The sequence below is a fragment of the Streptomyces sp. NPDC016459 genome, assembly GCF_040632845.1.
In the GTDB taxonomy this organism is placed as follows: Bacteria; Actinomycetota; Actinomycetes; order Streptomycetales; family Streptomycetaceae; genus Streptomyces.
This window is the reverse complement of record NZ_JBEYCR010000008.1, coordinates 20,736-38,845: the sequence shown is the minus strand read 5'-3', so window position 1 is coordinate 38,845 and position 18,110 is coordinate 20,736. Positions and strand designations below refer to the sequence as shown.

The window sequence follows — 18,110 nt, the reverse complement described above, 5'->3', positions numbered from 1 at the left end:
TGTTCTGGTGGCTGACAGAGTGCGGTACATCCCCAGGTCGCTGACTGTCATGTAGACGGCACATCGCACCACCCCGGCCGCACCCCGCGAATTCCTGGCCCCTACCGACCCCCGTCCCACCCCGCCGAAGGCCGCCCCCGCGCTCACCGCACCGGCCGCCGCGCGCCGGGCCGTACGGCCCGGCGACGCCAAGCCCGCCCACCGGACCACCGACGACGACGAAGCGGCCCGCGACCACGAAGAGCACGAAGAACACGAAGAACACGAAGAGGAAGACCACCAAGGTTCCCGCCAGGACGGCCACCAAGCCCCACCAGACCACCCCGCGTCGGCAGCCGACGACGGCAGGCCCCGCAGATGCGCGAGCTCTGCCGCCAAGCCCAGGGCATTCAGGCCCCCATGGGCGCCCCCGAGTTGTGCCGGAGAAGTACGGTCGCTGACCCCGTGCTGTGAATGGGTGCGCAGGTGAGTCCCTGGGCGCCAGCAGGGATGGGAAGGCTGTTCCTGCTCAGAGTGCACCGCGTTAGTGATCATGGCTGCCGCACGGTGACCACGTTGCTGCCGCCGAATGCCCATCGCGGGGATGGCTGGCTGCCATGGGCGTGCCTGTTCACACTGACCTCCGGTCACCCGGTGATCAAACGAGACGTTCACCGTCAGACACGCATCCGCTGTGGTCAACAGGTGTGGCGGGAACGGGCCAGAGCCCGCCCGCCCAGGGTCGTCCCGATCAGCCCCAGCAGCAGCGCCACGTAGGCGCCGCCGAGCCCGTTGCCGGTACCGAGTCCTCCGTCGGCGGTGGCCGCGACCAGCCCGCCGAGAGCCATGGCGATCAGCCCCGAGCCCACGGCCGCCCTGGCCCCGAACGACCCGTTGGCAATGCCAAGACGACTGGCGGGCCGGTTCAGCGCCAGCACGGCGATGACCACGGCGGCCAGCCCCAGCAGCCCGCCGGTGGTGGCTCCGAGCCTTCCGAGGCTGAAGCCGGTGACCTCGGCGGCGAAGGGCTGGACCGAGTCGTACGCTGCCGCTGGTGTGGCAAGACCGACCCCGGCGAACAGGGCGGTCGCGGAGGCGGTGAACAGGCGATGAGCGGACATCAGGGGTGCTCCTTCTCTTCCCACGTCTGGATGTGGTTCGAGCATGTCGGCCGGGCCCATGGCAGGTCGTCCAGCAGGCGCAGACACCTCGCGCTACCACGGACGCGGCAGGTGCCGCCGAGCTACTGCGCGCGCGGTAGTCGACCGCTCGTCCGCGAGCGGGATTCGCCCGCGGCGGCCACGGGCTACCGTGCGCGCATGGACAAAGGACGGTTCCGCGTGCGGACTGGTGTCAGGGACTGGCTGATCGCCGTAGGCGTGGCGGCGGCGCTTCTGGTCACCGGTCTGTCGGTGCATCACTCCGCCTCGGGCCTAGGCCTGCTCGGCTACGTGCTGTTGGCGGTGGGCGGCCTGGCGCTGGCCGCAGGCCGCCGGGCTCCGGTCGCCGTCCTCGCCGTCACCGGGCTCTGCGCGGTGGGCTACCAGGCGGCCGGGTTCGACGTGGCTGCCGTCGCGTTCCTCTTCGCGGTGTACGCGGCCATGCGGGCGGGACACCGGATCGTCACGGTAGCGGTGAGCGTGGCCGTGCTGGCCTCTCTCCCCCTCGCGGCTCTCGTATCGGGCCTGCACAGCACGGGCGAGGCGTTCGCGCAGGCCCGGGGCGCCCTCCAAATCGCCTGGCTCATCGCCGCCGGCGCCGCCGGTGAAGCACTCCGCCAAGCCGAGCAGCGGGCCGACGAAGCAGAGCGCACCCGTGAGGAGACCGCGCGGCGCCGCGCCGACGAGGAGCGCCTGCACATCGCGCGGGAGCTGCACGATTCGCTCACCCATCAGATCTCCGTCATCAAGGTGCAGGCCGAAGCCGCCGTCCACGTGGCACAAAGGCGCGGTGAAGAGGTCCCGGAGGCCCTGCTGGCGATCCGGGAGGCCGGCCGGGAGGCGTCCCGCGAGCTCCGCGCCACCCTGGAGGCGCTGCGCGACGACGACACCACCCCGCCGCACGGGCTCGATCACGTCACCGAACTTGTCGAGCGGGCCGGCAAGAGCGGCCTGGAGGCGACGCTGACGATCGAGGGCCGACGACACGACGTGCCAACCGCAGTGGGCAGGACCGCCTACCGGGTCGTTCAAGAATCGCTGACCAACATCGCCCGTCACGCGGACGCCGGCACGGCATCGGTCCACATCGACTACCGGCCGGACACCCTCGCGATCCGCATCGACGACGACGGCAAAGCCACGCCGGACAGCGCGCCGGAGCCCGGCATCGGGCTCCTGGGGATGCGCGAACGCGTCACCGCCCTTGGCGGCCGGCTCCGCGCCGAACCGAGAAGCGAAGGCGGCTTCACCGTCCAGGCCGAACTACCCGTGGAACGAGCATCGTGATCCGTGTCCTGCTGATCGACGACCAGCCGCTCATCCGCAGCGGATTCCGCGCGTTCCTCGACCTCGAAGACGACATCGAGGTCGTTGCCGAGGCCGCCAATGGGCAGGAGGGCCTCAAGCTCGCCAGAGAGCACCTCCCCGACATCGCACTCATCGACATCCAGATGCCGGTCCTCGACGGCATCGAGACGACCCGGCGCATCGCAGCCGACCCCGCCCTCGCCGGAATGCACGTCGTCATCCTCACCAACTATGGCCTGGACGAACACGTCTTCAACGCCCTGCGCGTCGGCGCAGCCGGATTCCTCGTCAAGGACATCGTGCCGGAGGACTTCCTGCACGCAGTACGCGTGGCCGCGCGCGGCGACGCCCTCCTCGCCCCCTCGATCACCCGCAAACTGATCAACCGGTACGTCACCCAGCCGCCCCCCACCGCCCCTGGCACGGCCCTGGAAGAGCTGACCGGCCGCGAACGGGAGGCCGTTGTCCTGGTCGCGCAGGGCCTTTCCAACGACGAGATCGCGGCCCGCATGGTGATCAGCCCACTGACCGCGAAGACCCATATCAACCGGGCCATGACCAAACTCCGGGCCCGCGACCGCGCCCAGCTCGTGGTCCTCGCCTACGAATCCGGCCTGGTGACGCCCCACAACTCCTGACATGCGACGCCTACGTCAAAGTCACCGATCGGCCCGCTGCACCAACTCCGTGAGCTATGACTGCGGGGTAAGGCACTGGCCTCGCGGGACGGGGTTTCCTTCGTGGTCGCGGCGCCACAGCGCCATCCGCAGCGGCACGTCGACCAGCTCCACGTCCTTCCTGATGCAGGCATGCCAGCCCACGGTCTTCTGGGAGAAGCAGTCCACGATGAACGCCACGCAGGTGAACGACTGGTAGGTGCGCACGCAGGTGAAGTCGGTGCTCCACTTCTGGTCCAGAGCCGGAGTGGTGAAGTCCCTGTCCAGCGGGTCCTGGGCCCTGGTATCGGCCGGGTCGTGGTTCTCGGCCTCTTCCCACGGACGGCGCCGGCCAGCCCGAGCGAGCACATCGCACGGTCGACGGCGCCGAATCCGGCCTCGGGCAGCAAAGTCCGGCGGAGCAGAGCCAGCATCTTGCTCCGCCCATAGAACCCTTTCGGAGCCAGCACACGCTGCCCGGCCGCGGTGGTCGTGAAGGTCGGCGACCGGACAGCGTCCTCGACCTGGGCGTCACTCACGGTCCGGGCCGCCGCCACGTTGGACGGGCAGATCTGCTGGCGACGCCTGAACTCCCGATAGAAGTTCGAGACAGGCACGGCCAACGTTGATGGCACCGTGACCGACCTCAGGCTGGCTTGCGCCACACAGAGACGTGCTTCGCGGAGTCCTGGGTGAACGGAGATCCGTCCCAATCCGCAACGCGACGTTCCAGCTCGAGCCCGGCGATCCGTGCCATCAGGTCGAGCTCCGCCGGCCAGGCGTACCGGTGCCGGGAGTTCTCGCGGCGATAGTGGCCGTCGTCGCCGTCGCGGGTGAAGTGGTGCGAGACGAGGATCTGCTCGACCAGATCGAAGGTGTCGAAGCCGAGATGCTGCTGGGAGACGTCGAAGGGCACAGCGACCTGGCCGGGCGGCAGGAGCCGCAGCGGCGGTACACCCAGCTCGATGACGAATCGGCCGCCGGGCTCCAGATGCCGTGCGGCGTTGCGGAAGCACTCGACCTGCTCGTCCTGCGTAAGCAGGTTCGTGATGGTGTTGTAGACGAGATAGACCAGGGTGAACCCGCCCGGAACGACAGTGGTGGCCATGTCCCCGATGATCACCGGGAGGGTATCCTCGTCGACCTTGCGCCGCAGCACCGCCGCCATGTGCTCGGACAGTTCGATGCCTACGACCGGTACGTCACGTTCCCGGAGCGGGACGCCCACGCGTCCGGTCCCGATGGCGAACTCCAGTGCCCGCCCGTCTCCGGCGAGCTCGGCGAGGAAGGCGAGGGTCGGTCCGAGAACGGCAGCCGAGGACGCTTCGGCCTCCTCGGCGTCGTAGCGGTCGGCGGTCGCGCGGGTCCACAGTTCACTGCTCGTCACGGGTGGCCACTTTGCCGGGTGCCGAGAGGCATTGTCGACGCATTTAAGGTCTCCGCGGCGCAGCATGCACCGCCCACAACTCGTCGTCGCCTTGCCAGAGCTTCGACCGAACCACCCGCACCCCGGATTATCAGTGCGCCTTTGTCAACCTGAAGCACCTGTCAGTCGGAGGACCCTGCAGCAGTTCCCCGGAGGCCAGTCAACTGGTGAAGATCTGGCCAGGAGCCCGGGCTGGACTCGGTTAGCCTGTCAACGACAGTGCGCTGACCAGCGCGGATGCCAGGTTGGACAGGCTCAGGCATCAGCTCGGGGCGGAGGGGCGCCAGAGTCTTCTGTCCCGGCGGGGTCGGATTCCGGATCGGATGCGTGGTCACGTCCGACACCCTGCCGCCCGTCGCCGGATGCAGACGATCAAGTCATCAGATCACTCGGGCGCCTGCCCGGGCCGGACCGACGTACGGAGGCGCGGACTCATGTGGCGGGGCGGCAGTGCACGCTGACGGCGTAGCCGCAGCCTTGGTAGTAGGGATCACCGCTCCAGGTGGCGTAGCGCTGGCGCAGGGTCAGTCCGGCCTGGGCGCACCACTGGTCGAACTCCGTCAGGGTCACCATCGGTTCCGGTAGCGGCAGATGCGCTGCGTCCAAGCCCATGCCCGTGACCAGCAGACCGCCGGGGCGCAGTGCGGCGGCCAGCTGCCGAACAACCACGGGTTCGGTGCCGGGGGCCAGCAGGGGGATGACGTTTCCGGCGGCGAGCGCCAGGTCGAAGCCCTGGTCCAGGCCGAGGGTGTCCAGGCGGGCCAGGTCACCGAACAGCCATTCCTGCGCGGGGGCGTCTCGGCGGGCCACGGCGAGCATCGAGGGGTCGACGTCCACGCCGGTGCAGTGGTGTCCCAGCTCCGCGAGTCGGATCGCGATCCGACCGGTGCCGCAGCCGGCATCGAGCACCCGGGCGGCGGGCTTCACCAATGCGGTGCAGAAGGTGGCCTCGCCGTGGATGTCGTGGCCTGATTCGGCGAGCTGCGCGAAGCGCCGAGCGTAGTCCTCTCCGGACTGTCCGCCGGTCAATTCTGCCCAACGGTCGCGTTGCCCAGTCATGGTCCCAGTACCTTCCGGTCAGCCTCGCCCAGCAAGCAGGAGCGAAGACGGTGGCATCACCCTACGTGCGGCCGTAGGTGCGCACCTCGCGAGGCACCCGGGTCGTCACCCTCGACTCGTGCTTTCGCCCAAGCCCGCGCCGTTCGATGAGGGGCTGCAGGGAGGGAACGCGTCAGCGCGCCGTGTTCTCTCGCCACTCCCGGCCGATCGCTCGTATCAAGGCCGGGTACACCCCCAGGTACCGGAAGGGCTTGATACCGAGCATGTACAGCGAACCGAGGCGGCCGTTGGGCTTCACCAGGACGGCCATCTGGCCGCGGTAACCGCCGTTCCCGTCGGAGACCCAGCCGATGTGCATCACCCCGTGCATGGTCTTGTTGGCGCACTCGGCGGCCCACTCGTCGTGTGTCTGGAAGACCGATGTGAAGGGCGCCCCGCTGAGATCCGGCCCTTGCGGTCCCTCACGCAGGTCGTCCGGCAGCCGGTCGCGCAGCGTCGCCACACGGCCGCCGACGCCCGAGTCCGGCTTGTCCCATCCGAGCAGCGCGCCGAGTTTCCAGCGCACCGAGAAGAGGAATCGGCCCACGGGGTTGCCACCGTCCGGGCCGTCCTTGCCGTCCGCCATCTGCTGGACCAGGAGGTGCAGGTCGTCCGGGCCGCCCGGCGTCGGCAGTGCCCACAGATCCTCGAGCCGGAAGTCGCCGGCGATCTCGTGGATCCGCCAGGGGCGGGACGTGTGGTCGGTTGCGGGAAGGCGTAGATCGCTCATGGCAGACCCCTGTCTATACGGTGGCGTATAGATCGAGCATAGGCCCATCCATACGGCTCCGTATACTGGGGTGGGACATGCGAGGAGACACCGATGGGCACGATCCGCACACCGCGGGAGAAGTGGATCGAGGAAGGACTGCGCGCGCTTGCCGCGGGCGGCCCCGAAGCCGTCCGGGTCGAGGTCCTCGCCCAGGCGCTCGGTGTCAGCAAGGGCGGTTTCTACGGCTACTTCCGCAACCGTGCCGGCCTGCTGGAGGAAATGCTCGACACCTGGGAACGCGGGGTCACCGAGGATGTCATCGAGCGGATCGAACGCGACGGAGGCGACGCCCGCGAGCGACTCGGGCGCCTCTTCGACTTCGTGGAGTCGGGCGAAGCGCCCGTCACCGGCGCCGGGATCGAACTCGCGATCCGCGACTGGGCCCGGCGCGACGAAGCCGTCGCACGCTGCCTCCGACGGGCCGACAACCGGCGCATGGACTATCTGCGCGAGCTCTACGCAACCTTCTGCCCCGACGAGGGCGATGCCGAGGCCCGCTGCCTGATCACCTTCTCACTGCGCATCGGCAACCACCTCATCGCAGCCGACAATGGCCCCCGCGGCCGCACGGAAGTCCTCGCCGCGGTCAGGAACCGACTGTTGGCCGAGGGGTCCTAGCGGCCCGAGAACCGCGTACGGAGCGCACGGACCACCTCCGTCTTCCGTTCTCCTGCCTCTGTCAGCACCACACGGAAGCCGGCTCTTCCATCGACCCTCCTCGGCCACTTGCCCTGTCCGGCAAGTGAACGACCTCTGCCCGCTCCTGCCGCCCTGGGCCGGCTCCTCTCCTTCGGTGGCCGCGCGCCCGCTCTCGTCGCACTGACCGCGGCGGGCCTCCTGGTGATCCGGACCCAGGCGGTACGACGCCCCGGCCGGCGCTGAATCTCCTCGTCGTTCAGGGGGTGTAGACGGTCGGGCGCGGCGCGGTCGGCATGCCGGCGCCGATGAAGAAGCTCGGGTGCGGGGGCTGGTTGTAGGCGGTGTTCTGCCAGGCGAGGGCCGTGCGGTACTGGGTGTCGTGGAGCAGGGTGGTGATCCTGCTGCCGGTCTGGTGGGGCGTCGAGTAGATCCGCAGGGCGCGGTTGTCGCCGGTCCGCCAGACGACCTCCTCGCGCCAGTCGCCGAGGATGTCCCCGGACAGGGCGGGCGTGGACTTCGTGCTGTTGTTGGAGGAGACGCCGGAGCCGGTCAGCAGGCGGGTGTCGCCCGAGGTGCCGTACTTGTCGATGCGGGTGCCGTCGAGGAGTTCGCGGACGGGGTCGCCGTCCCACCAGGACAGGAAGTTGATGCTGGACGGTTCCCGGCCGAGGGGGGCTCCGGCCGCCGAGCGCAGGGTGGTGTCGGCGGCGGACCACGCCTCGGCGCCCGGGCTGCCGGCGTAGATGTCGGCGGCGATGCCCCGGCCGTTGTCGGCGCCCGAGGCGGTCTGCCACAGGACCTGTCCGGTGCGCGCGTCGGCCAGCCAGGAGCCGGGCTTGCTCTTGTCCTCGGAGACCTTGAAGTACTCCAGGCCCGCCCGGGACGGGTCCAGGTCGCCGACGTGGCCCGCGTCGCCGTGGCCCAGCCGGTTGGTCCAGAGGCCGGCGCCGTTGTCGTCGACGGTCATCGCGCCGTAGACGATCTCGTCCCTGCCGTCGGCGTCGACGTCCGCGATCGACAGACTGTGGTTGCCCTGGCCGTCGTAGCCCTTGCCCGTGTTGGTGGAGGAGTTGGTGTCGAAGGTCCAGCGGCGGGTGAACTGGCCGTTCCGCCAGTCCCAGGCGGCGATGACGGTACGGGTGTAGTAGCCGCGGGCCATGATCAGGGAGGGGCGGGCGCCGTCGAGGTAGGCGGTGCCGGCGAGGAAGCGGTCGACGCGGTTGCCGTAGGAGTCGCCCCAGGAGGAGACGGTGCCGCGGGCGGGAACGTAGTCGACGGTGCCCATGGCCTTGCCGGTCTGGCCGTTGAACATCGTCAGGTATTCGGGGCCGGCCAGGACGTATCCGCTGGAGTTGCGGTAATCGGCCGAGGAGTTGCCGATGACCGTGCCCGTACCGTCGCGGGTGCCGTCGGCGGTCTTCATGGCGACTTCGGCCCGGCCGTCGCCGTCGTAGTCGTACACCTGGAACTGCGTGTAGTGGGCGCCGGAACGGATGTTGCGGCCGAGGTCGACGCGCCACAGCCGGGTGCCGTCGAGTCGTATGCCGTCGACGATCGTGTTGCCGGTGTAGCCGGACTGCGAGTTGTCCTTGGCGTTGGTCGGCTGCCACTTGAGGACCAGGTCGAGCCTGCCGTCGCCGTCGAGGTCGCCTGCGGAGGCATCGTTGGCCTCGTAGGTGTACGCCACGCCGTCCGGGGTCGACCCACCGACGGGCGGCGAGATCGGGACGTCGAGGTATCCGGGGCGGAACTGGAGGGCGTGCTCGGAGGCCGGCTGCTCCGTGCCGTTGACCACCGCTCGGACCGTGTAGTCGGCCGAGTCGGGGGCTCCGGCGTCGAAGTAGTTCGTGGAGGCCGTGACGGGTGTGGAGGTGAGCCTGGTGGTGCCGCGGTAGACGTGGAACGCCACGTCGTTCGGATCGGTGGCGAGCCAGCGCCACGACACGAGGTTCCCGGTGCTGGTGTGGGTACTGGTGAGGCCCCGGTCGAGTCGCTCCACCTGCCGTGCGGTGGCCGCGTGCGCGGTCTGGGGCAGTCCGGCGAGCGCGGAGAAGGCGAGCGCGGCGGCGGTCACCCCGCGCAGCAGCCTGCTCCTCGACCGGCTCCCCGCCTTGGGGGTGGGCTGCGAAGCCGAATCGTGGCTCCGGTGTGCGTCGGTCATGGTGACCTCCGTGGCATGGGGGTGCCCTGACGCGGCTTCTCGCAGCGCCTAGGCGCTCAAGGGGTGTGGGAACGCTCCCACGGCTGTGAGCGTAGGAATCTGCTGACGCCAGGTCAAGAAGCATGCTGCGCCTCTCTGTTCCCCCTTGTTTGAATTCGTGACTTCTTCGCGGGATCTCCGTCGAGCGGCCCTGCCGCGTCGACCCCGCGGGCTCTACAGGGGCTGGTGGGGCCAGTCCAGGAGACGGCGCCGATGACAACGGTCTGGAGGGGTGTGGCGCTGGACCGGGTCGGCGGGGTCCGCGCCGGTCAGGCGGTGGATGCGGTCGAGGCGGTACGTCATGGCCCGCACGCTGAGGCTGAGGCTGAAGCTGCGGGCCACCTGGGCGGTGACGCAGCCCGTGTCGAAGTAGGCGGTGAGAGTGTCCGGAAGCGGTCGCGCGCCGCCGCGGGCCTCCTGGAGCGGGCCCAGCACCGTCCGGACGAGTTCGGCCATGGCCTGCCGGTCGGTCGCGGGTGAGCACTTCGCCAGAAGGGCATCACCGCAGAGTCCCTCCCCGGTACCCCGTGCTCCGCGTACGGTGGTGCCACGACCAACCCGTCCGGAGGTGCCGATGAGTGCGCAGCCTGAGGAAGTGCCCGTCCCGCCGGCTCCGGCCGCCGCAGCCGAGCTGATGGCCCAACTGCGTGCCGATCGACGTGCCGGCAGCTGGGTACCGGCCTTCGAGCGGGACTGGTCCAAGGCCCTGGAGGACGCCCGTCATACCTTCAGCCTTACGCCCCTCCATGACGTTGTCCGTACCTGGCAGCTGCGCGTTGCCGCGGCCCCGGCCGTCGACGCCTACATGGACTCCGGCCGGGACGAGAGCGGCTTCGTGGACTTGGCCGACGTCCTCGGTGCCCGCTGATGCCCGAACAGCCCTGGGTGATACGCCTCTCCCCGCATGCCGCGAAGACGCTCACCGATCTCCCCGACCACGCCAAGGAGACCGTCCGGGACGTCCTTGACATCGCGACGCGCTCCCCATGGGGCTGGCCCCAGTGGAATGCCAGCGACGTGGAAGGAGAGGACGTCCGAGCTGCCTCCGTTGGACAGCTTTCCGTCGTCTACGTGGCGAATCGGCTCACCCGCCACCTGGCGGTCCTGGACATCGTCTGGCTCGGCTCCTGAGCTTGAACTCGTGTTGCCGTCCTCGGTGATCAGGGGTTGATGGTCAGTCCCGTCTCGGCAAGGCAGCCGTATACGAGGTGGCTGCGGTACTGGATGTGGCCGAGACCGCGGCGGATGCGCTGGGCGGGGTGTTCGGGTGTGCTGAAGGCGGCGTTGGAGATACGGGCCGGTCCGAGCCCTCCCGCTCCACCCGCTGCGTCAGGGCGGCCAGATTCCGCTGGAACGCCGCCTGCGCCTTGCTTGGGCCCTTCGCCGAACGCGGGGCCGCCAATGTGGGTGCCGGGGCCTGGTTGGGCTGTACGCCCAGCTTCGACAACCGCTCCTGCTGTTGGGGAAGAAGCTGCGCCCAGCTGCCCGGGCTCTTCTGCCGATCCAGCCACTTTCCCAGGTCGTCGCCCCCGAACAACACCCCCGGTTCGATGGCCGGCAGGACGCCATCGGCATCGACCAGGTCCGCGAGGACGCCGTAGTGCCACTGCCAGTCCAGCGGCCACGGGCAGTTCCAGTCCTCATCGACCGCAGCCAGTCGCTGCGCGCGCTCTGCCGCCCGCTCCGCGTCCCTGCCCCGGCCGGCAACATCCACGGCGCCGCCCGGGCCGACGCCCACCCCGCGCACTCCTACCTGCGCAGCCGGCCGCGCCCGCCCGGCGCCCTCGGCCGCCCGGCTACGCCGCCTCATCCGCACCACCCGGCCCGTCCGCCTGTCCGCGCCGACCATCTGCGCCAAGACGTACCAGAGCCCAGACTCTACGGTTCCTGGTTCACCACTGCACCCAGCCGCGCGCAGTCCCCGAAGACGGACCGGAGAGCATCCGCCGTGCCGGGCTGCGCCCGACGCATACGCCCGCAGTGCTGATCTCACGAGGCCGGATCGACGAGCAGCTGGGAAAGATCGCCGGTCTCGCGCCTCTCGACGAACGCCGCAAGGCGTTCAGGCTGCTGATCGCGGTGCTCGCGATTGCCGACGCGCGGCGCCGCGAGCGCTTCTGCTCCCATGGCTGCAGTCACTGGTGGCACAGACTGTCCGCCGCCTGAAGCGCCGGCACCGCACCCCTGAGCTCACTTCCCAGTTGAGCGTTTTCTGCGGACAGGATCAGTCCCACCAGAAGTCCCAGCGGTGGGCGTCGGTGATCCGCTCGGCGTATGCGGGCAGTGTGCACGGCCCGCTGCCCTGCCGGATGTTGTCCGGGCAGAAGGCGAGGTGCTCGGCCGCCACCAGGAGAGCCTCGTGCTCGCCCGCAGGCGGCGCGGCGACACTGAGGTGCAGCGTGGAGAACCCGACCGCGACGACACGGGCGCCGAACCGGTGCTCCCAGTCGCGGACGACCGCGGAGAACTTCGCGGTGTCGTTGTCGTAGTTGCAGGGGCCGGTCCAGCCCGCGGCTGTCAGCGCCTCGGCACCGGATGCTGCGGCGACGAGCCCCAGACGCGTCTGGGGGCGGTCAGCGAGGAAGGCCTGCGCGAACCCGGCGGCCAGTTGATCGGGGTGCGTTGTCGTCGCCCGACTGGGCGCGAGACCGGGCCAAGTCTGCCCGAAGGGAGTCGTGACGGCGAGGCGCCTGCCTGCGTCGAGCATGTCGTCTTCGTCGACCGCTGTGTAGGTATCCCACCACCGGGCGAGGAGGCCGACAGAGTCGTGGCTCGCCGAGGACGACATCTGCTCGGGAAAGACCTCTCCGGATCCCCACGGGCGGAATTCGCCGTCATTCGGATCCAGCGAGTCGAGCAGCAGCGGCCACAGGCCGGAACGTGCGTGTTCAGCGTGCATTCGCGTCCACAGCTCGATCGCGGCCGACCCTTCACTGAGCCAGAGGGGTTGTACATCTCCCTCGCCCTCATCGGACGTGACCATCCGACCGGGCGGAAGGTCCCATCGGGTTTCGGGGTGCATGGGGTGGATGCCGGCGCTGTGGCCGGGAGGTATCACTGAAAGGGTCCCATCACTCGATCGCGGAACTGCTGGAAAGCGTGCCCGCCCGACGTCTGCCCCGGAGTGATCAGGTCCCCTTCGGCGCAGTCGAGCGCCTTGCACCGCAGAGCCTCGGCGAGACGGAGGACGGGCGTCAGCACGTCGTCGCCGGAGCCCCGGATGTGGAGCATGACGGAGTCCACCGGGTCTTCTGAGCCGATGTTGAGCTCGATGGACCACGTGGGGCCGGAAAGTTCGCCCCACGCGGGATCCGAGAGATCAACATCGGGCACGGCCTGGGTGACAGCCGCGAGTACGTCGTGTCGCCGACCGAGCGCGTCCGGGGTGTAGTCGGCGGGGATCTCCTGCACCGAGGTGACGTCGTCGGGCAGGCGGAGAAGGATCACGTCCCAGCTCATGATGACCTTCCGGACAGGACTCGAGTAGCGGTTCGAGGCGGGGCAGTTCAGGCTGGGCTCTGTCGGAATCACGGGATGTTGCCGACTGCTGTCAGTACGAATACAGCGCGGTCAAGGCGGGAAGCCGGCGGGCCATCTCATCACAGTCGTCGAAATTGAAGTCCCAGGCAGGATCCAGGTCCGGGTACCGGATGGTGAAGGCGTCGGCGGGAAGTTCCTGGCCGGTGGCCTTCTGGTGTGCGTTCCAGGCGATGCTCAGCATGTCTTCGCATTCGAGGTCGATACCCTCAGCCGCGGCGGCGCGGACGTGGGGGAGTTCGGCAAGTGCATCGGGAGCTGCGAGGACGCGCTCGAATGTCGTACGTCCTTGTGCGATCAGCCAGCCGCGGAAGTAGTCGCAGCCGTCGTCCGAGCAGCCGCCGTTGACGACATAGGCGGCGGCCCACAGAGGGTTCTGGTAGGACTCGGCCATGAGATCCCACAGGGTCTGCTGTGCCGCGGTGATCTCTTGGGCTGAGCGGCGAGCAAGCAACGCGGAGGCGTGGCCGGCGATATCGGAACCGTCCCTGGTGTCAGGTACGTGTTCACGGGCCTTCTCGATCAACGTCCGGAACTGCTCCTTGTTCATGGCCGCGAGCATGCCACCACGTACTGACATCGGCTCCCGGCACGGTGCACTGCCACGGATGTCTACACCGACTCGCAGGCCCGGACGAACGCGCTCAGTGTGCCGGCTGATCACTGGACCGTTCACCGGGCGGGAGCCCCGACAGCAAGATCAAAGCGACAGGTTGATGATCGGCAGACCCTTAGCCGTCTGATCACGCGCCTGGAGGCCCTGCACACGCCGGCCTACCGGCTCGACTTCGGGCATGACCTGGAGGCGTACGGCGATTGACCGACGGTCCTGGTCGACATCGGCCCGGAGCACGAGACCGCCAAGCAGGAGTTCTTCGGCTCCTTCGCCCACGTCTTCCGGGTGGCCTCCGAGGAGGAGGGGCGTGCGCTTGCCAACCCGGAGCAGGCGCAGTGCGTCGCAGGCCGGATCGAAGGCGGCATGGTCTACGTCGATGTGGTGGCCGCCGAGGAGCCCCGACTGCCGTTCGGGGGTGTCAAGGCATCCGGTTTCGCTCGGGAGCTCGGCCGCTACGGTGCCGACGAGTTCGCGAACTGCAAGCCCATCCGCATCGCCGGCTGAGCATCGGGCCTCAGGCCCCGACCAGTGACCCGCGGCACCGGAATCGGTGGCGCGGGTCACTGCCGTCCCTGCACGTGTGCGGGGCGGACGGCCAGCGTCAGGCGCCGGCCCGGCGCCTGCCCCGCACGCGGCGCGGGTACGGGAAGAGCCGCGGAGAGCGCTTCGCGGCCACGTCCTCGACCCAGCCGAAGGTCAACACCAGCAGCCCAGTCAGTGGGATCGCCACCATCAGCGGAAACCAGCGGCTGGACAGCAGCCACTGGAAGTGCTCGTAGAAGAAGCCGACTGACCAGAGGGGGTCGATCAGCGGGATGGCGGCCACCAACGCGGCCTGGTGCCAGAGGTAGACGCTGACAGCGCGTGTATTGAGCAGGCTGATCAGGCCGTTCCAGCGTTCCAGCGGTCGGGACCACTGTTCCCAGGAGGGACTCACGTGGAGCAGGATGGCGACGAAGCCGAAGGACCACAGGGCCTGGGCTATCGGCCAGCTCTCGATGTCGGTGGGTACGGTCGGATCAACCGGTCGGGTCTGCAGGTACCACCAGCCGGCCACCATGATCAGCGGCGCGACGGACGGCACGACGTACTGCGGGATCTTCTTGAGCAGGCCCTCCTGGTGGGCCATGCCGAGGATCCAGCAGGAACCGAAGGTGGCGAAGTCGCTGACGGTCTCCCAGACCCGGCCGTAGACGAACTCCTGGTCGATGAAGAACGTGTTCATGACGATCGACAGCACGAGCGGCACAGACAGCGTCACCACCGGCATCCGCCGCAGCGCCCACAGCATCAACGGTGAGAGCAGGACGTACCAGAGGTACGCGCGGAGGTACCAGAGCGGGACGATGACCTGCGCCGCCCACCCCTGCCCCACAAGATGGTCGAAACCGTTCAGTGATTCGCCGTACGGCGGAGTGCTCAGCGGCACGAGCCAGAACAGCAGCTTGCCCCACCACCAGTTGGGATGCCCCTCGGCCTCGGGCTCCCAGCCGTCGATGATCTCGAGGGTGAGCACGACCGCGCCGAACAGCCACATCGGCGGCAGCAGCCGACGCAGACGGCCCCGGATGACGCCCAGGGCGGGACGGCTGAGCGAGCGTGCCATCAGTGACCCGGCCAGCGCGAACATCACGCCCATCGACGGGAAGAGGATGGGCAGCCAGAACCAGCCGAAGTTGTGGTAGATCACTACACGGACCAACGCCACCGCGCGCAACAGGTCGAGATAGCGGTCTCGTCCGCCCTTGCGCGGGGACGGTGTCGACGGCTCCGGCTCCGGCTGGGCCTCCCGTCGCAGAGCGGCGGGGATCCTCAGTCGGACGGTGTCCTGGGTTCCCCCGAACTCGAAGGATGCGGTCATGGTCAGGCCTCCACCGGTACGGCGACCTCGCCGGTGCGCCGGAGTTTCTGCCAGCGCAGTCGGCCACCGGTCAGCGCCGTGATCGTGGACTGCAACAGGACGATGTACATCAGCTGCCGGTAGACCAGCTGCTGGATCGGCAGGCTGATCAGATGCAGGGGCTTCTCGCCATCGAGTCGGAAGGCGTACCAGGACAGCACGGCCTGGAGCAGGATGAAGCCGCTCCAGCTGGCGAGGGTGATCGGGGCGTCCGCGAACAGCACGCCGTACAGCAGGAACATGTCGACCAGCGGCGCGAGCAGCGGGGCGACCACGCCGAACAGCACGACGAGGGGCAGCCCGATCCGGCCGAAGCGCCCCGCCGGACCCCGGGACGTCACGGCGCGCCGGTGTTTCCACATCGCCTGCATGCTGCCGTAGCTCCAGCGGTACCGCTGGGACCAGAGCTGCTGGATGCTGGCGGGGGCCTCGGTCCAGGCGCGGGCGCGCTCCGCGTAGACGATCCGCCAGCCGTCGCAGAGCACCGCCATGGTGATGTCGGTGTCCTCGGCAAGGGTGTCGTCGCTCATCCCGCCAACCCGCTGCAGGGCCTCCTTGCGGAAGGCGCCGACCGCGCCGGGGATGGTCGGGATGACGTTAAGCATGTCGTACATCCGGCGGTCCAGGTTGTGGCCGAGGACGTACTCGATGTGCTGCCAGGCACCGATCAGGCTGTCGCGGTTGCCGACCTTGGCGTTACCCGCGACCGCGCCGATCCCCCGGTCGCCGAATGGCTGGACCAGCTCGCGCACGGTGCACGGCTCGAAGACGGTGTCGCCGTCCATCATCACGATGATGTCGTGCGACGCGGCCGCTATACCGGTGTTGAGCGCGCTGGACTTGCCGCCGTTGGCCTTGCGGATCAACTGGACGAACGGCAGGGCCATCACCTCGACGATGTCCGCCGTGCCGTCCGTGGAGCCATCGTCGATGACGATGACCTCGATCGGATAGTCACTGACGGCCAGCGAGTTGAGGGTGTTCGCGATGCACTCGCGTTCGTTGTAGGCAGGGACGAGGACGGTCACCGGCTCGATGACCGGTGGTCCCCACGCGTCCCGCCGCCGGGAGCGCCGGGCGTGGAGCGGCGCGAGGACCAGCATCAGCGCGAACCGGCCGAAGTTGAGGAAGCCGACGACAGCCAGCAGCGCGACCAGCACCGGCAGGGTGAGCACGGCTGCCTGGCTGGCCCAGATGAAACACTTGCCCGCCCACAGCTGGTAGCCGTGCACCGGCACGGTGGCATCCGTGGCGCCGAGCGCCTCGGAGACGGTGGCGAAGCGGTACCCCTCGCCCTGCAGCTTCTCGATGATCTGCTCGAGCGCGGCGATGGTCTCGGTACGGTCGCCACCCGCGTCGTGCAGCAGGATCAGCTCGCCCGCGCCCGGCTTGCGCGGCATCGCCGCCTTGACGATCGCGTCGACGCCGGGACGCTTCCAGTCGTCGGTGTCGCGGTCGATGAACGCGGTGAGGTAGCCGTGGGAACCCACGTACTTGATCACCGGGTAGTTCCAGTTGTCGAGCGCCGAGGCGTCGGAGGAGTACGGCGGGCGAAAGAGCGCGCTGTGGACGCCCGCCACGCCGGCCAGCGCCAACTGCGTCTGCGCCAGCTCCCAGCTGATCCGGGCTTCGGACTGGTACACCAGATCGGGATGGGTGAAGGTGTGCACACCGATCTCGTGGCCGCCCGCGACGATCTGCCGGATCAGCTCCGGATGGCGCGTGGTCATCGCGCCGGTCACGAAGAAGACCGCGTGGATGTCGTGGGTCGCGAGCACGTCCAGGATCTTCGGGGTCCACTCAGGCGAGGGGCCGTCGTCGAAGCTCAGGACCACGGTGCGGTCGGGGACCCGGTAGCTCACCGGACGCTCGTTCCTGTCGCCGCGCGCGTCGATGATCGGGCCGCCCTTGAGCAGGTGGCGCGGCACCATCGTCTTGTCGACCGAGGTTGCGATCCGGTCGTCGTGGAAGGCCTCGTTGGTGGCGAGGCCGCGCAGGACGAGGAGCGCGAGCAAGCAGGCCAGCAGGGACAGCGGCATGAAGAAGCGCAGCGGCGGCGCAGCCAGTCGGCGCGGCCTCAGCAGGGACTGCCGACGACGCTGGTGGCGGGACAAGGGCGCTCCTGGAAATGGGTGGTGCGGACGATCAGGCACGCTCGGCCGGCCCGCAGGCGTTGCTCCGGGCGGCACGATGGTCGCGGGATGCCGCGGAATGTCGCGATGTTCGGCGTGATGGCCGAACTTTTCCGGTGGGGTCTCGCAGACCGGGCCCTTCAGGGCCAGGACGGAGGCAGGGGCGCCCTGGTGGGCATGTACGAGGGCTTCGGCGGAATCTCCATCGCCGGGGCGTCCGACTGCATACCGATCAGGCTGCTGCCCATGGCGGCCGCCAGGATCGCGCCGACCACGGAGACCGGCCAGCCGAAGCGCCGGAACAGACGACTGCGTAGACCCGACTGGTCGACGAACACCGGTGTCGGAACGGGCTCCTGGAGACTAGATTCGGCCACGCCGACCTGTACCGGGTATGCCGACCCACGCCCGAAGGATGTGGAGGACTGGCGCATCTCGTGTGGCCTTTTTGTGCAGGAGATAGACGGCTGAAGCGTAGAGCGCACCGTAGTGGACGCCTCTGATCGATTGGCAGATAATGTCCACTTTTAGCGTGATCCGATCGAACGCTGTAACCAGATCGGTATGTCGACAAGTGTGTCTCGACCCATGAGTGCCGGTCGGGCACACGCAACGGAGTGGCCGAAACCCTTCGCTAGGATGACGCCTCACTTCATGTGATCAGCGTTTGCCCCCCAAGCAAGGGGC

19 protein-coding genes and 3 pseudogenes are annotated in these 18,110 nt (G+C 68.9%); 7 read left to right on the top strand and 15 right to left on the bottom strand.

The annotated features are described in order from the left end of the window. Nucleotides 1-677: 677 nt before the first annotated feature. Nucleotides 678-1,100, bottom strand: coding sequence for a DUF6223 family protein (locus ABZ567_RS20410; protein WP_360791841.1), 423 nt, complete (start codon nt 1,098-1,100; stop codon nt 678-680). A gap of 198 nt (nt 1,101-1,298) precedes the next feature. Here ABZ567_RS20410 and ABZ567_RS20405 point away from each other — a divergent pair, with 198 nt between their 5' ends. Both ABZ567_RS20405 and ABZ567_RS20400 read left to right on the top strand, forming a co-directional pair. Continuing rightward, nucleotides 1,299-2,426 carry a histidine kinase gene (locus ABZ567_RS20405; protein WP_360791838.1) on the top strand — a complete coding sequence of 376 codons (1,128 nt, stop codon included), beginning with the start codon at nt 1,299-1,301 and terminating at the stop codon, nt 2,424-2,426. After that, nucleotides 2,423-3,085 (top strand): response regulator transcription factor, encoded by a 663-nt coding sequence (locus ABZ567_RS20400; protein WP_360791835.1) that lies wholly within the window; start codon nt 2,423-2,425, stop codon nt 3,083-3,085. The genes ABZ567_RS20405 and ABZ567_RS20400 overlap by 4 nt, the downstream gene beginning before the upstream one ends. A 54-nt stretch (nt 3,086-3,139) precedes the next feature. On the opposite strand, the gene ABZ567_RS20395 is transcribed toward ABZ567_RS20400, so the two are convergent. From ABZ567_RS20395 to ABZ567_RS20380, 4 genes are all read right to left on the bottom strand, one after another. Then, on the bottom strand, nt 3,140-3,472 hold the full coding sequence (locus ABZ567_RS20395; protein WP_360791832.1) for a DDE-type integrase/transposase/recombinase: 333 nt from the start codon (nt 3,470-3,472) through the stop codon (nt 3,140-3,142). 277 nt (nt 3,473-3,749) lie between these two features. Continuing rightward, complete coding sequence (locus ABZ567_RS20390; RefSeq protein ID WP_360791829.1) at nt 3,750-4,490, bottom strand: class I SAM-dependent methyltransferase; 741 nt, start codon at nt 4,488-4,490, stop codon at nt 3,750-3,752. A gap of 471 nt (nt 4,491-4,961) precedes the next feature. After that, nucleotides 4,962-5,588 (bottom strand): class I SAM-dependent methyltransferase, encoded by a 627-nt coding sequence (locus tag ABZ567_RS20385; protein ID WP_360791826.1) that lies wholly within the window; start codon nt 5,586-5,588, stop codon nt 4,962-4,964. Nucleotides 5,589-5,760: 172 nt separating this feature from the next. Beyond that, complete coding sequence (locus ABZ567_RS20380; protein WP_360791823.1) at nt 5,761-6,357, bottom strand: DUF2867 domain-containing protein; 597 nt, start codon at nt 6,355-6,357, stop codon at nt 5,761-5,763. Between the two features lie 93 nt (nt 6,358-6,450). Between ABZ567_RS20380 and ABZ567_RS20375 the strand changes: the two genes are divergently transcribed. After that, on the top strand, nt 6,451-7,017 hold the full coding sequence (locus ABZ567_RS20375; RefSeq protein WP_360791821.1) for a TetR/AcrR family transcriptional regulator: 567 nt from the start codon (nt 6,451-6,453) through the stop codon (nt 7,015-7,017). Nucleotides 7,018-7,294: 277 nt separating this feature from the next. On the opposite strand, the gene ABZ567_RS20370 is transcribed toward ABZ567_RS20375, so the two are convergent. After that, on the bottom strand, nt 7,295-9,199 hold the full coding sequence (locus ABZ567_RS20370; protein ID WP_360791818.1) for a rhamnogalacturonan lyase: 1,905 nt from the start codon (nt 9,197-9,199) through the stop codon (nt 7,295-7,297). A 213-nt stretch (nt 9,200-9,412) separates the two neighbouring features. Continuing rightward, nucleotides 9,413-9,706: pseudogene (locus ABZ567_RS20365) on the bottom strand (helix-turn-helix domain-containing protein); the annotation flags it as partial. 106 nt (nt 9,707-9,812) lie between these two features. On the opposite strand from ABZ567_RS20365, the gene ABZ567_RS20360 reads away from it, so the two are divergent. Together ABZ567_RS20360 and ABZ567_RS20355 are read left to right on the top strand one after the other, a co-directional pair. Beyond that, nucleotides 9,813-10,106, top strand: coding sequence for a DUF6247 family protein (locus tag ABZ567_RS20360; protein ID WP_360791815.1), 294 nt, complete (start codon nt 9,813-9,815; stop codon nt 10,104-10,106). Then, nucleotides 10,106-10,369, top strand: a complete 264-nt coding sequence (locus tag ABZ567_RS20355) for a hypothetical protein (RefSeq protein WP_360791812.1) — start codon at nt 10,106-10,108, stop codon at nt 10,367-10,369. The genes ABZ567_RS20360 and ABZ567_RS20355 overlap by 1 nt, the downstream gene beginning before the upstream one ends. 29 nt (nt 10,370-10,398) lie before the next feature. On the opposite strand, the pseudogene ABZ567_RS20350 reads toward ABZ567_RS20355, so the two are convergent. Together ABZ567_RS20350 and ABZ567_RS20345 are read right to left on the bottom strand one after the other, a co-directional pair. Next, nucleotides 10,399-10,530 (bottom strand): annotated as a pseudogene (locus tag ABZ567_RS20350) (IS630 family transposase); the annotation flags it as partial. Continuing rightward, nucleotides 10,530-10,940, bottom strand: a pseudogene (locus ABZ567_RS20345) (helicase associated domain-containing protein); the annotation flags it as partial. The pseudogenes ABZ567_RS20345 and ABZ567_RS20350, both read right to left, overlap by 1 nt. Between ABZ567_RS20345 and ABZ567_RS20340 the strand changes: the two are divergent. Further along, complete coding sequence (locus ABZ567_RS20340) at nt 10,910-11,404, top strand: DUF5958 family protein (protein ID WP_360792316.1); 495 nt, start codon at nt 10,910-10,912, stop codon at nt 11,402-11,404. The pseudogene ABZ567_RS20345 and the gene ABZ567_RS20340 sit on opposite strands and share 31 nt — an antisense overlap. Before the next feature lie 58 nt (nt 11,405-11,462). On the opposite strand, the gene ABZ567_RS20335 is transcribed toward ABZ567_RS20340, so the two are convergent. The 3 genes from ABZ567_RS20335 to ABZ567_RS20325 all read right to left on the bottom strand — a co-directional run bounded on the left by ABZ567_RS20335 (nt 11,463) and on the right by ABZ567_RS20325 (nt 13,325). Beyond that, the gene (locus ABZ567_RS20335) at nt 11,463-12,260 is read right to left on the bottom strand and encodes a DUF4253 domain-containing protein (protein WP_360791809.1); all 798 of its coding nucleotides are present in this window, start codon (nt 12,258-12,260) and stop codon (nt 11,463-11,465) included. Between the two features lie 32 nt (nt 12,261-12,292). Continuing rightward, entirely contained in the window at nt 12,293-12,697 is a 405-nt protein-coding gene (locus ABZ567_RS20330) for a hypothetical protein (RefSeq protein WP_360791806.1), read from the bottom strand. Between the two features lie 91 nt (nt 12,698-12,788). Then, on the bottom strand, nt 12,789-13,325 hold the full coding sequence (locus tag ABZ567_RS20325) for a DUF4240 domain-containing protein (RefSeq protein WP_360791804.1): 537 nt from the start codon (nt 13,323-13,325) through the stop codon (nt 12,789-12,791). A 279-nt stretch (nt 13,326-13,604) separates the two neighbouring features. Between ABZ567_RS20325 and ABZ567_RS20320 the strand changes: the two genes are divergently transcribed. Beyond that, the gene (locus ABZ567_RS20320) at nt 13,605-13,895 is read left to right on the top strand and encodes an aldehyde dehydrogenase family protein (protein ID WP_360792314.1); all 291 of its coding nucleotides are present in this window, start codon (nt 13,605-13,607) and stop codon (nt 13,893-13,895) included. A 97-nt stretch (nt 13,896-13,992) separates the two neighbouring features. Here the strand turns inward: ABZ567_RS20320 and ABZ567_RS20315 are convergent, their stop codons facing one another. The 3 genes from ABZ567_RS20315 to ABZ567_RS20305 all read right to left on the bottom strand — a co-directional run bounded on the left by ABZ567_RS20315 (nt 13,993) and on the right by ABZ567_RS20305 (nt 17,800). Beyond that, entirely contained in the window at nt 13,993-15,252 is a 1,260-nt protein-coding gene (locus tag ABZ567_RS20315; RefSeq protein WP_360791800.1) for an acyltransferase, read from the bottom strand. Between the two features lie 2 nt (nt 15,253-15,254). Further along, complete coding sequence (locus tag ABZ567_RS20310; protein ID WP_360792312.1) at nt 15,255-17,330, bottom strand: glycosyltransferase; 2,076 nt, start codon at nt 17,328-17,330, stop codon at nt 15,255-15,257. A gap of 233 nt (nt 17,331-17,563) precedes the next feature. Beyond that, nucleotides 17,564-17,800: a hypothetical protein gene (locus ABZ567_RS20305; protein ID WP_360791797.1), complete on the bottom strand. Its 237-nt coding sequence runs from the start codon at nt 17,798-17,800 to the stop codon at nt 17,564-17,566. Nucleotides 17,801-18,110: the final 310 nt, after the last annotated feature.